The organism is Idiomarina sp. MD25a (assembly GCF_001870515.1).
In the GTDB taxonomy this organism is placed as follows: Bacteria; Pseudomonadota; Gammaproteobacteria; order Enterobacterales; family Alteromonadaceae; genus Idiomarina.
Window position 1 is genome coordinate 98309 of the sequence record NZ_MDGT01000004.1, and the last position, 12697, is coordinate 111005.

The 12697-nt window shown below is 46.6% G+C and carries 11 protein-coding genes; 7 read left to right on the forward strand and 4 right to left on the reverse strand.

What is annotated here, in order from left to right:
- Positions 1-33 precede the first annotated feature (33 nt).
- Positions 34-1128, reverse strand: coding sequence for an OmpA family protein (locus BFR57_RS10715; RefSeq protein ID WP_071463998.1), 1095 nt, complete (start codon positions 1126-1128; stop codon positions 34-36).
- 212 nt (positions 1129-1340) lie between these two features.
- On the opposite strand from BFR57_RS10715, the gene mutY reads away from it, so the two are divergent.
- The 4 genes from mutY to BFR57_RS10735 all read left to right on the forward strand — a co-directional run bounded on the left by mutY (position 1341) and on the right by BFR57_RS10735 (position 5160).
- A complete protein-coding gene (gene mutY / locus BFR57_RS10720) occupies positions 1341-2378 on the forward strand; it encodes an A/G-specific adenine glycosylase (RefSeq protein ID WP_071463999.1) in 1038 nt (345 codons plus the stop codon).
- Positions 2375-2647: an oxidative damage protection protein gene (locus tag BFR57_RS10725; RefSeq protein WP_006956129.1), complete on the forward strand. Its 273-nt coding sequence runs from the start codon at positions 2375-2377 to the stop codon at positions 2645-2647. The genes mutY and BFR57_RS10725 overlap by 4 nt, the downstream gene beginning before the upstream one ends.
- 147 nt (positions 2648-2794) lie before the next feature.
- Complete coding sequence (gene proB, locus BFR57_RS10730; RefSeq protein WP_071464000.1) at positions 2795-3910, forward strand: glutamate 5-kinase; 1116 nt, start codon at positions 2795-2797, stop codon at positions 3908-3910.
- Positions 3907-5160, forward strand: coding sequence for a glutamate-5-semialdehyde dehydrogenase (locus tag BFR57_RS10735; RefSeq protein ID WP_071464001.1), 1254 nt, complete (start codon positions 3907-3909; stop codon positions 5158-5160). Before proB ends, BFR57_RS10735 begins: the two co-directional genes overlap by 4 nt.
- An 80-nt stretch (positions 5161-5240) precedes the next feature.
- Here the strand turns inward: BFR57_RS10735 and BFR57_RS10740 are convergent, their stop codons facing one another.
- Positions 5241-7235 (reverse strand): 3-deoxy-D-manno-octulosonic acid kinase, encoded by a 1995-nt coding sequence (locus tag BFR57_RS10740; RefSeq protein WP_071464002.1) that lies wholly within the window; start codon positions 7233-7235, stop codon positions 5241-5243.
- Positions 7236-7237: 2 nt separating this feature from the next.
- A complete protein-coding gene (locus tag BFR57_RS10745) occupies positions 7238-7990 on the reverse strand; it encodes a glycosyltransferase (protein WP_071464003.1) in 753 nt (250 codons plus the stop codon).
- A gap of 114 nt (positions 7991-8104) precedes the next feature.
- On the opposite strand from BFR57_RS10745, the gene BFR57_RS10750 reads away from it, so the two are divergent.
- From BFR57_RS10750 to BFR57_RS10760, 3 genes are read left to right on the forward strand one after another with little or no spacing between them, the layout of a single operon-like run.
- Positions 8105-8770, forward strand: a complete 666-nt coding sequence (locus tag BFR57_RS10750) for a flavin reductase family protein (protein WP_071464004.1) — start codon at positions 8105-8107, stop codon at positions 8768-8770.
- Complete coding sequence (locus BFR57_RS10755) at positions 8763-10319, forward strand: cryptochrome/photolyase family protein (protein WP_071464005.1); 1557 nt, start codon at positions 8763-8765, stop codon at positions 10317-10319. The genes BFR57_RS10750 and BFR57_RS10755 overlap by 8 nt, the downstream gene beginning before the upstream one ends.
- Before the next feature lies 1 nt (position 10320).
- Positions 10321-10881 (forward strand): lipocalin family protein, encoded by a 561-nt coding sequence (locus BFR57_RS10760; protein ID WP_071464006.1) that lies wholly within the window; start codon positions 10321-10323, stop codon positions 10879-10881.
- On the opposite strand, the gene BFR57_RS10765 is transcribed toward BFR57_RS10760, so the two are convergent.
- A complete protein-coding gene (locus tag BFR57_RS10765) occupies positions 10878-12641 on the reverse strand; it encodes a DEAD/DEAH box helicase (RefSeq protein WP_071464007.1) in 1764 nt (587 codons plus the stop codon). The two genes, BFR57_RS10760 and BFR57_RS10765, sit on opposite strands and share 4 nt — an antisense overlap.
- Between the last annotated feature and the right edge of the window lie 56 nt (positions 12642-12697).

The window sequence follows — 12697 nt, forward strand, 5'->3', positions numbered from 1 at the left end:
CTATTATCACCCAATTAAGGTTATTAACGCAATTTAGTTCTTTTCAACAGGTACGCGAGTAACAACCTTCAATTCTGCTTCAATGCGACGGTTCTCTTGACGATCTGCGGCGCTGTTTTCTTTAACTTTAGGCTGGCTCTCACCATGACCGACTGACTTAACGCGGCTAGCAGAAATACCGTAACTGTTCACTAACACATCAGCGACTGACTTCGCACGACGCTCTGACAACCATTGGTTGTATTTCGCTTCGCCTGTCGTGTCAGTATGACCATGGATAGTGATATCAAGCTGTGGATGCTTCTTCATGAACTCCGCCATTTCAGCGATCGGTTCCATCGCATCTTTACGCACTTTAGATGAGTTTAAGTCAAACTCGACTAAAAGCTCCTCGCGGATGGTCTCATTTTTGTACATAACACAGCCATTTGCATCAACCGAATAGGTTGCCGGTGTATTTGCACATTGGTCACGACTGTCAACAACGCCATCACCATCGCTGTCGACTGGCTGCTGAGGCTCTGGCTGTGGTGCCGGTTCAGATGGCTGCGCTGGCATTGGACGTGGTTTTGCTTCCGTCACAGCATCACGACCACCAAAGAACCACTGTAGACCAAAGTTTGCAAAACCTTCAGTGTAGTCTTCATCAAAGCCTTGCTGAACACCACCCTCTACACGCCACGCTAGATGGTCGTTAATGAACGATCGATGGCCTACAGTTAAGCGCGCAGCTTTATCGGCAATACCACCAATGTCAGTGCTAACTACGCCTAGACCACCATAAATAAGATCATTGAAGTGGTAGAGGATATCCGAACCGTAGCTTTCGCCATAAGCGGTTCCGGTCGGAACTAAGTCTGACTCCATGTAGTCATAATAGACACGTGCTTCCCACGCTTTGGTCAGCATCACACCCACTTCAAGACCTGTCGCAAGTGTGTCAAAGCCACTGTCTACAGGTACCAGCATATTGTTGTCGATTGCTACGCGCTCTGAATCAGGAGCAAAAGCGCCGAAGCGAGCACCTACATAAATATCGTTCTGTTCAACTTGCGTTTGTTGCGCCATCGCCGTTCCTGTGACGCCGGCACCAACTAAAGCTAAAACTATTGCGTTTAATTTATTCATTGCAATCTCCTTCTTCATGCAATTAAGAGTCTCGTACTTCATTTACTAATCTAGTACGACAAATAACATATGCAGATCATAATGTTCGTTCATAATAATGAGAATTATAGAGCTATTTTTTTATTTGTCAGATAGGTTTGCGGTTTATTTACACAGCTTTTGACAATAGACTGAATACTATGAAAATAAGTTGATGCTAATCAGAGGCCTTAATGAAAGAGCAGTTTTCAGACCTTGTACTCCGTTGGTTTGATAAGTTTGGGCGCAAAACACTTCCTTGGCAAATTGATAAGACCCCCTATAAAGTGTGGCTATCAGAAATTATGTTGCAACAAACCCAAGTAAATACGGTAATTCCCTATTTTAATAGATTCTTAGAACGCTTTCCATCACTATCCGATTTGGCTAGAGCGGATCAAGATACCGTGCTCAGTTTATGGACTGGATTAGGATATTATGCTCGTGCTCGTAATCTTTATAAAGCAGCGCAAGTGGCAGTTGAGCAGTATAACGGTGAATTGCCTGATTCGCAGACTGAACTTGAATCATTACCCGGTATCGGTCGCTCCACCGCAGGCGCTATTTTATCACTTGGTTTTGGCAAGCCCGCAGCGATTCTCGACGGCAATGTAAAACGTGTACTTGCTCGATATTTCGGTGAAACAGAATGGCCCGGCAAAACAGCCGTACAACGCTCTCTATGGCAGCAATCCGAAGCACTTACACCGACTATTCGACATGATGACTATAACCAGGCGATGATGGACTTGGGCGCGCTCGTATGCACGCGCAGCAAGCCTAATTGTGAGGCATGCCCTTTGACGGGTAACTGTATTGCGTTTAAAACCAATACGGTTGCCACAATTCCGGCCCCCAAGCCCAAAAAGGCTAACCCGACTCGTAGCGTTTACCTGCTCATTCAACGGGATACGAAAAGTCGGTCAGTTATGTTAGAGCAACGTCCATCGACGGGTATCTGGGGCGGACTTTGGAGTTTTCCAGAGTATGAAAATAAAGCAGCTTTATTAAACGCGGCCCCCACTCAACCCGAGCAGTTGGTCGAATTATCACCATTCAAGCACGTTTTTAGTCACTTCACCCTGCATTGTTATCCGATCGTAGTTGACAGTCGCGCTACAGATGCCATTAATGAAAGGCAACAACGTTGGGTGCCACTTCACGAGGATCAAGAACTCGGGTATTCCGCCGTAACAGTAAAACTTTTTAAAAAGCTAAGGATGTTAAAATGAGCAGAACCGTCTATTGCGAATTTCTACAAAAAGAAGCTGAGGGACTCGACTTTCAGCTTTACCCCGGTGAGCTCGGTGAGCGTATATTTAATCATATCTCCAAAGAAGCTTGGGCGGAGTGGCAGAAAAAGCAAACCATGCTAATTAACGAAAATCGTTTAAATATGATGGCCGAAGACGATCGAAAATTCCTCGAAGAACGTATGAAAGAATTCCTATTCGAAAGAAAGGATGTCACGGTTGAGGGTTACACTCCGCCAAGTGATTAATTGATGCACAAATTCACTAACACAGTGATTTATTTTTGACTAATATATTGACAATAGCTTTGGCTTATGAAGCTTTAAAGCTCTGTGAGTAGAGAAAAAAAAGCCAATCTGTTAGACTACTAACGAATTCATGAAAAGGGAGTCTATATGAAAGCGCCATCCTGGCGAAGAGCCGTCCTAAAGGTAGGCAGTGCGCTCATTGCGCCAGATGAAACCGGAGTGAGTACCAAGTACCTACTGCCAATCGCTCGTTTCATCAACGAGTGCAGAGAACGCGGCCAAGAGGTCGTACTCGTTTCTTCAGGCAGTGTTGCCGCTGGAAGAAAGCATATTCCATTTGAGCATCAAAAGTTACCCGTCACCGTTCGTAAAGCCATGTCAGCTGTAGGACAGAACGAGATGATGGCGTATTGGTCGCGCTTTTTTGACTTTCCATGCGCCCAACTATTGATGACGCACAGTGATTTGCGTGACCGTGCACGTTACGTAAGTATCAAGAACACACTGAATAGATTGTTAGAACACGACATTTTACCTGTTGTGAATGAGAACGATGCACTTGCCACTGACGAAATGAAAGTGGGCGACAACGATAACTTAGCGGCGATGGTCGCAACGCTCGTTGACGCAGATGCATTATTTATTTGCTCAGACATCGATGGGCTTTATGACGCCGATCCGAATGTTAACCCAGACGCCAAGAAAATTCCTGTGGTTGAGCAAATCGATGAAAGTATTTTCTCGCTAGCAGGCGGCTCTGTCAGTGCGGTTGGCACGGGTGGCATGAGAACGAAAGTCGAGGCTGCAGAAAAAGCAACTTCGCACGGTATCGATACGTATATTGTCAACGGCCGCAAAGGCGAGACTTTTGAATCGCTGTTACAAGGCGAGATTCCTGGCACTTTATTTAGACGTCAATCAGACCCAATTAGCAACAAGAAGCACTGGTTGCGTCACACGCTTGTCGCGCAAGGCGAGATTTTAATCGATGAGGGTGCAGAAAAAGCTTTATTAGAGAACGGTGCGTCACTATTAAGTTCCGGTATTGTCGATGTTCAAGGCGACTTTGACCGAGGCGACGCGGTACTTGTCCGCAGCGCAAATGATACAGACGCAATCGCTAAGGGTATTTGCCAATACAGTTCTCACGAACTGTTACACATCAAAGGTCAGCAGACGGAAGATATTGCTGAACAATTTGGTTACAGCCCAATTACAGAAGTGATTCACCGTGACGATTTGATGATTTTGGAGGACTCATGAGTCAAGATTTAGCACAACAGATTGCCAAACGTGCGGCCGATGCGGCACACGCGGTGGCAACACTGTCAGAAAAAGAGAAAAACGCCGTACTACAGAAGATGGCCGATGCGATTCGTGCACATAAAGATGAAATTCTTAAAGTGAACGAAACCGATATGAAAACAGGCAAAGAAAAAGGCCTGAGCGATGCCATGATGGATCGTCTTCATTTGACTGAAGAACGTGTTGAAGGCATGGCAACTGCTATCGAAGAGATTATCGACTTAAAAGACCCCGTAGGTGATAGCTACCTCTTGGAAGAGCGCCCTAACGGGTTGAAAATCGAAAAAATGCGTATTCCGCTGGGTGTCATTTGCATGATTTATGAAGCACGTCCTAACGTCACAGCAGATGCGGGCGCACTGTGCTTTAAATCAGGTAACGCGGTTATCTTACGTTGTGGTCGCGAAGCAATCGAAAGTAGTAAGGCGATTGCAGACGCTCTTCACGAGGCGTTAGAACAAAGTGGCTTACCAAAAGATGTAATTACTGTTGTACCAACGCCCGATCGCGAAGTCATGACCGAGCTATTACAGCAGAAAGATTACATCGACTTAGTTATCCCTCGCGGTGGCGAAGGCTTGATCCACTTCGTAAGCGATACCAGTAAGATCCCAGTGATTCAACACTACAAAGGCGTGTGCCATCTTTATGTTGATAAAGATGCCGACCTCGATAAGGCGCTCGCTATCTTGCTTAATGGTAAGACCCAGCGCACGGGTGTATGTAATGCGTTGGAAGGTTTGTTAGTACATCAAGATATCGCTGATAAATTCTTACCGATGGCAGCCAAGGCTTTAGCCGAAAAGGACGTGACTATTCACGCTTGCAACAAGTCTGTAGGTTATTTTGACGGTGCCGACGAAATCTCAGTCGATGATTTCGGCCAAGAATACCTTGCGCTTGAGATTGCTATACGTACCGTTGATGACTTTGATGGTGCACTTGAGCACATCAAACGTTTTGGCAGCGGACACACCGAAGTCATCGTCACTGAAAACGATCAGACAGCTAAGCGTTTTATTCGCGAAGTGGATTCTGCCGTCACTATGGCAAATGCATCTTCACGCTTCTCTGACGGTGGTCAGCTTGGCTTAGGCGCTGAGATTGGTATCTCAACCAGTAAGTTGCACGCATACGGCCCAATGGGCTTACAAGCGCTTACAACCGAGAAGTTCGTAGTGACAGGTAACGGACAGATTCGCGACTAATCATTTTAGGTTGCGACAGCACAAAAAAGGCCTGCCAAGTTAACTTGGCAGGCCTTTTTATTAGACGTTTAGAGTAAGTGCTAACCTTTTTCGTAACCCGTCAGTAACTCGGGCCAGTCACGACTCTCTTTCCAATAAAAGGTATCGTACTTTGACTTTTCCTTTTTCAATGAGCGCAATAGCCTGTCTAAATTTTCTTTTTTCCACTCACCTGGTTCTCTGAACCCACACTTATCAAAATCAACGATCCACGGCTTATCATTATCATCGAGCATGATATTGTGGCAGTTCAAGTCTGAGTGAAACACATTCTTATCGTGTAACTGCCGTATCGCAGCGCCCAACGATTGCCATTGTTCTACATTCAATTGACGTTCACGAAGCAAACGGTAAACATCCACGGCACCGGGAATCACCTCAACTAAAATATCTGCGGTGTAGCTCATAACACCCACTTTGCGCATACGAGCAGCAATAGGCCGAGGTACAGGTAAATTTTGATTGCGTAGCTTTACCAACAAATCAAACTCTGCGATAGCACGGCTTCGCTCTACCGGCTCTCGCATAAACTTATCTTTATTGACCTTACCTACAAGCCCACCACGATAATAGTGCCGCAACACCATGCCGTGGTCACCCTGCTGGATGAACCATACCGTTGCTCGACCCGTTGCATTACCTGCTATCGCTTTTTTCTGCTGCCAATATTTGGCAGAAAAAAAGTTATCCTCAAATTCTGGCAACACGTCCTTATCAAACTTAATCACATCACGTTTTGTCGTAAATGTCGCTATCATTTGCTGTCCTATATCGCTAAATCTTTGCGCATGCTCAAGCATACGTCGACTGGCGCCCTGATGCGTGCTAAGCACGTTTTCAGCGGCACTTACGCTCGCTTTTCTTACTGAATCATTATCAAATAAATATTGCAGAGGTGTGGCAAGATCAAAATCCTTAGCCCAATGCACGGCCCGCTGCTTGTCTAACAACCGATACACCTCGGCAAAATTAAATATGTGCTTTCCACTGATAACAGCTGAGCTTGCCGCTACGGCCTCGAGCGGATTATGTCCGCCTCGCTGAATTAAACTTCCACCCACGAAAGTCACCTGAGCAACACTGCACCATTTCAACATCTCGCCAATTGAGTCGGCTAACAACACATTACAGCGAGTTGAGATACCTTGATCACTCAACTCACTGCGGCGCATCCAATCGAGTTCAGAACTCTGGAGCTGCGCTGCAACTTCGTCAAACCGCTCAGGATGACGTGGTGCCCAAATCAGCAGCATCGCTGGATACGTTGCTAACAGTTTTTGATGAGCGCTCAGTACAGCTTGTTCCTCGCCTGGATGGGTACTTGCAGCAAGCCAGACTAATCGATTTCCGCGCAATTTCAGCAGTTGCTCTGCAGCAGCTTCTTCTGATGTGGGCACGGACACATCATATTTCAAGTTACCATCAATATAGAGTCGCTTATCTCTTACCCCCAAACATAACATGCGCTTACTCGTTGCACGTGATTGGGCACCAACGTAGGCTAGGCTTCGCCAAGATTCACGCATCAGTTTCCCAACCCGAGCGTAACCACGCGCTGAGCGTTTCGATAGACGTGCATTTAGGAGGCTCACTGGAATATGACGTTGGCCGGCGTGATACAACAAATTAGGCCAAAGCTCAGTTTCCATCACCCAAATCGCGCGCGGTCTGAGCTTCGACAGAAAGCTCCGCACTGCACAAGGATGATCGATGGGCAAGTAACACACAGTCACCCTATCACCAAAACTTTGCTCAATAAGACGACGCGCGGTAGGCGTCATGCAGCTAATTGTAATGGGGCTATTAGGAAACTGTTCAATGGCTTGTTGGATCAATTGGCGCGCAGCTATCGTCTCACCGACCGATACGGTATGAATAAGTAGCCCATTTTGCTGAGCATCAGTCACCGCGAGCTTACCGAGTCGTTCAGCAAGGTGCGCTCGATAACCGTTATCTTTTCGGCCTCTATAATAGAACCAAGCAAGCGCCAACGGTGCAACGCCTGTCATTACACCGCTGTAGAGCCAACGTAACATGCTTATTGCCAGTATTCAGCTATCCAACGAGTCGGCAGAACTTTGCGATACCACTTTCCACTTCGTCCTGCCAACGCATCATCAGGGTGTGGTTTACCGTGGAAAATAATAACACGCGCATCATCGGGGATCCGCGGCTGTTGGAAAAAGCTCAACGGGAATGGTCGAATACAATGACGTTTAAAGCTTCGACACCACTTCTCTGGCCAGTACTTCAGACGATTTTGGCGGTCGACAAATTGTGTAATGTATTCTTGTTCATTACGTACAGGCTCCGTCGCTTTCTCTGGATCGGCTTTTAAATAATCCAGCGCATCCTCATGAGCGCCCGCTTCAAAACGGAATACCGAGGTATTACCGGTAGCATCTGACTTGTCCCACTCTTTAATAACCATGAAGTCACCTTCCGGTTTAAAAAAGTCATCGAGCGAACCAACAATGACGATGTCCAAATCAAGAAACAGCGTGGGTCCGGTTAAATCAGAAAGTGGATTCGCAAAACACGTTAACTTCAACCACCCATGTGCTTTCGCCCATGCTTTCTTCTCGTCGAAATCTTCAAACCCAATTTTTGGAATCGGCTTAACTTCGACCTCATCACGAATACCTTCTGCTTCGTCTGTAAAGCATACAAATCGATAGGGTAGGCTCAGGTTCCGGCTGACCATCGAGTACAATGTATTGACGTAGTCGTTCCCGTATTTGTCACCCCATTTGATGCAGATTACATTAACTTTTTGTTGTGCGTCGCTCATAACGGCTCCCTAATCATCTAATCTGCCCATAATGCCACAAATTAAAGCAGTTCGGTATTAGATCCTATCCCAAGATTAGCACGTAACTGAAGGCAAAAGAGGAGTATTCAACTTATGACAAAGCATATCGCTCAGGCCGACTTGGCTAATATGGATAACCGCCGTCGTGTTAATTTCATCAACTCATTATCGGGTTATAAAAGCGCAAACTTAATTGGTACTAGTAGCCGTAAAAATGAAGACAACTTGGCCATCGTCAGCTCAGTGGTTCATTTAGGCGCTAACCCTCCCCTTATTGGCTTCATCATGCGCCCCGATTCAGTTGAGCGCCATACATTGGAAAATATTGAAGAAACAGGTGTTTATACAATTAATCATGTATCCCAATCGATAGTTAAAGCGGCACATCAAACGGCAGCGCGATACGATAGAAAAGTATCAGAGTTTGAAGCAACCGGCTTAACGCCTGACCGTTGTAATGGTTTTCACGCTCCCTTCGTTAAAGAAAGCCCGCTCTCAATGGGTGTAAAGCTCGTCGAAATTACCAATATTACGCACAATGGTACCGACTTTGTCATTGGCGAAATTCAATGGATTCAAACTGACGAGGAGGCGATCCAAGAAGATGGCTTTATTGATCTGAGCACATTAGAGACCGTCGCGGTATCAGGCCTTGATAGCTATCACAGTGCCTCTAGACTATTTCGACTCAGTTATGCTAAACCCGATAAGGCCCTAGAAGAGATCCCTCTCAAGGGGGCCGATACGTACGATGAGTGACATTAGGGAAGTTCGCTTAATATTGGGCGACCAGCTTAACGCGAAGCACACTTGGTTGCGCACGCAGCATGATAACGTGCTGTACGTGATGATGGAGATGCGCCAAGAGACTGATTACGTCAAACACCATATACAAAAGATCGTTGCTTTTTTTGCCGCGATGCGTAATTTTGCCAGCGCCATTGAGCAAGCAGGTCATCGAGTTCATTACATGAAACTGGATGATGCAAACAACACCCAGTCACTTACTCAGAACTTAGCGGCCATATTAGCCCAGCACCCCAAAGCGAAGCTCAGCTGCATGCTGCCCGACGAATACCGGGTTGATCATCAACTCCGTAGCTGGGCTGGGAAAGAAGATATACACATTGACTGGGTCGACAGTGAGCACTTCCTTTCCCAACGAACCGTTTTGGCTGAGTGGTTTCCCGATCGTGATAATTTTTTGATGGAGAGCTTTTACCGTCGCGTACGAAAGCAGTTCGATATCATGATGGACGGCGACAAACCCGAAGGTGGTCAGTGGAACTATGATCATGATAACCGTAACAAGCTACCAAAAAGTAGCTCTGTTATTGCGCCAAGCTGCCCAGCGAATGATGTCACAGGTATTCACCAAATGGTGACCCAACAGAATATTAATTACTTTGGAGAAATCGACCCTCAACACTTTATTTGGCCGACCACACGCAAGCAAGCTCGGGATATTTTATCATTCTTTTGCCAACATCAATTAGCTCACTTTGGCACCTACCAAGATGCGATAACGGATACTAAAGTGCACGCTCACGCATGGAGCTTGTACCATTCGCGTTTATCGTTTGCGATGAACAGCAAAATGTTACATCCAATGGAAGTCGTGAACGCAGTTCTCGCTCATTGGCGCGAAAATGAAGACACCATCAGTATCAATCAAGTTGAAGGGTTTATTCGACAAATTATTGGTTGGCGAGAATTTATCCGCGCCATTTACTGGCATCACATGCCTGAATATAAGAATCTTAATGCGCTCGGACATCAACGCGATCTGCCGAAGTTCTTTTGGGATGGTGAGACACATATGCGTTGTCTATCGCAAGCCATTAAACAGTCTTTAAAGTACGCTTACGCACACCACATTCAACGTCTTATGCTGACTGGAAATTTTGCACTATTAGCGGGCTGCGATCCCGACCAAGTCGATGAATGGTACCTCGGTATTTATATTGATGCATTGGAGTGGGTCGAGCTCCCTAATACGCGCGGTATGAGCCAGTATGCTGACAATGGTGTGTTAGCTACCAAACCCTATATCTCAAGCGCAAATTACATAAAGAAAATGAGTCACCATTGCTCGCAGTGTCGCTATAGTCCAGATAAAAAGACAGGTGAGGGGTCATGTCCGTTTAATTCGCTCTACTGGCAATTCTTGGCTCGACATGAATCTCATTTTAGTAATAATCAGCGTATGGCGATGATGTACTCCGTTTGGAATAAAAAGCCACAAGAAGAACAGAGAGCGCTTATTGAACAAGCAGAGTATTACCTAAACAACATAGATGAGTTATAGCATGAGTTATTTAAGCAAGGCATTATTCGGTCTTTTTACGTTAACGGTATTATCCACTCTGCCCGGCTGCAAATCTGACCCGACTCCGGTGGCGCCGACAGTAAAACAGTTCTCAGCGGAAAAATATTTGGGCAAATGGTATGAAATTATCCGTATGCCGCACAGCTTTGAAGAGAACCTGCAAGGCGTCACCGCAGAGTACCGACTCAATGCTGACGGCACTATCGAGGTGACTAATCGCGGTTATAATGTAGTGGATGACGAATGGCAGACCGCAATTGGCAAAGCCGAGCCGGTAGAAGGCATGACAGCGGCTTACAAAGTCACCTTCTTTTGGCCGTTTTACGGTGGCTATTATGTCAGTTGGCTATCACCCGACTACAAAATGGCGATTGTTACGAGCGATTCACACGACTACTTTTGGTTTTTGGCGCGCTCACCTAATGTCGATCAAAGCGATATTGATTTCGCATTAGCGAAGGCAAAACAGTGGGGATATGATATCGACCAGATGATTATCACACAATCTCTGGCCGACATCGGGGTAGCTAACGCCGATTAATTGAATCGACGTGCAGCAGGTTGACCTTTACGCGGGGCGCGGCGACGATTGTCGCTGTTGCCTTTGCTCGCACGAGGCGGCATTTTCTTGAGCGGGCTATCAGATAACTCAAGTGCCATCGGCTGTTGACGCACGCGAGTACGTTGCAACGCTTTCTTCAATTCAGCAGGCATCCCCTTGGGCAGCTGTACCAACGAATGCTGTGCGAACAGTTGGATCTGACCAATGAATTGGCTATCGATCTCAGCTTCATTGGCAATGGCACCCACGATATCGCCCGGACGCGCACCGTGGTCACGGCCGACCTGAATTTTATACGTATCAAACTCGCTATCCGGCACACGTTTAGTGTTGGCGCGTACACGCTTTTCACCACGCTGAGGACGTCCGTTATCACGATCAGCACGCTCTGCGCGTTCAGGACGCGGACGACGCTCCTCTTTTACGAATAACGGCTGCTGCTGGTTACGCTGAGCCAATAGGCTCAGCGCGATCTGTTCAGCGGTCATCGACCCGTCAGCTAACCAACTACTGAGAAGCTTCTGAATGTTGCTGTCAACATCCGACTCAAGTTGCTTCAATAGGCTTTGCTGCAATTGCTCTTGGCGGAAGCTACTCAGTTCTTCTGCTGAAGGTACGTCAAAGTATTCAATTGAACCGTTTGTCAGTTTTTCATAATGACGTAACAAGTGACGCTCTTTACCGCGATAGAACAAGATAGCCTCGCCGCTACGACCTGCACGGCCGGTACGACCGATACGGTGAACGTATGACTCGGTGTCACTCGGTAGATCGTAGTTAATGACGTGAGTAATTTCTGGTACATCAAGACCACGCGCAACAACATCGGTTGCCACGAGTACTTTAATATGACCGCTACGTAATTGAGTAACCGTTTGCTCACGTTGTGCTTGGTTCAAATCACCACTCAATGGCGCCGCACGGAATCCTTGACGCTGTAAAAGCTCTGCCACGTCCATAGTATCTTGACGCGTACGCACGAACACTAACGCGCGTTGGTATTCAGTCACTTCTAAAAGACGAGTCAACGCTGTCATTTTAGTCATGCCCATGACTTTCCACGCGCGCTGACGAATATTTGCCTTCGCCTGCTCTACTGGAGCAATACGGATGTTAACAGGGTCGGTTAAGTACGTTTTGGCTAACTTACGAATAGCGGTTGGCATCGTCGCCGAGAACAACGCACGTTGTGCGGTATCGGGCACCGACTGTAAAATAGTTTCGATGTCTTCAATAAAGCCCATGTTTAGCATTTCATCGGCTTCATCCAACACAGCAAAGCGCAGCCCGTCAAGCTTCAACACTTTCTTGTTGAGTAAGTCGATCAATCGACCTGGCGTACCAACAACCACAGAAGCACCACGTTTTAGCGCTTGAATTTGTGGGCCAAAGGCGCTGCCACCATAAACGGTTGCAACTTCCATACCCTTCATTTGCTTGGAGAAGCTTTCGATGGCATCAGCGACCTGAATCGCGAGCTCACGGGTAGGAGTGACAACGAGCATTTGTGTTTGACGTTGGCTGACATCAATAGCCGCTAAAGCAGGCAAAGAAAACGCGGCGGTTTTACCCGTACCAGTTTGCGCTTCACCCAGTACGTCATTACCTTCTAACAGGCTAGGAATGGCTTGTTGTTGGATAGGTGTAGGTTGTGTAAAACCTAACGCTTCAAGTTGATTTAAGACAACAGGAGGCAGAGCCATGTCTTGGAAAGACACAGCAGTAGTATCATTTTTCATAAAAATCTCAAAGTCATAAGGTGGTTATTAACCACGATGTGTGTTCGAGGGTTTCG

Excerpts from the sequence above, each read along its gene's own strand:
- BFR57_RS10750 (WP_071464004.1), top strand. The coding sequence starts at position 8,105 with ATGACAAAGCATATCGCTCAGGCCGACTTGGCTAATATGGATAACCGC.
- BFR57_RS10745 (WP_071464003.1), bottom strand. The coding sequence starts at position 7,990 with ATGAGCGACGCACAACAAAAAGTTAATGTAATCTGCATCAAATGGGGT.
- BFR57_RS10740 (WP_071464002.1), bottom strand. The coding sequence starts at position 7,235 with ATGTTACGTTGGCTCTACAGCGGTGTAATGACAGGCGTTGCACCGTTG.
- BFR57_RS10760 (WP_071464006.1), top strand. The coding sequence starts at position 10,321 with ATGAGTTATTTAAGCAAGGCATTATTCGGTCTTTTTACGTTAACGGTA.
- BFR57_RS10725 (WP_006956129.1), top strand. The coding sequence starts at position 2,375 with ATGAGCAGAACCGTCTATTGCGAATTTCTACAAAAAGAAGCTGAGGGA.
- BFR57_RS10765 (WP_071464007.1), bottom strand. The coding sequence starts at position 12,641 with ATGAAAAATGATACTACTGCTGTGTCTTTCCAAGACATGGCTCTGCCT.
- mutY (WP_071463999.1), top strand. The coding sequence starts at position 1,341 with ATGAAAGAGCAGTTTTCAGACCTTGTACTCCGTTGGTTTGATAAGTTT.
- BFR57_RS10755 (WP_071464005.1), top strand. The coding sequence starts at position 8,763 with ATGAGTGACATTAGGGAAGTTCGCTTAATATTGGGCGACCAGCTTAAC.
- BFR57_RS10735 (WP_071464001.1), top strand. The coding sequence starts at position 3,907 with ATGAGTCAAGATTTAGCACAACAGATTGCCAAACGTGCGGCCGATGCG.
- BFR57_RS10715 (WP_071463998.1), bottom strand. The coding sequence starts at position 1,128 with ATGAATAAATTAAACGCAATAGTTTTAGCTTTAGTTGGTGCCGGCGTC.
- proB (WP_071464000.1), top strand. The coding sequence starts at position 2,795 with ATGAAAGCGCCATCCTGGCGAAGAGCCGTCCTAAAGGTAGGCAGTGCG.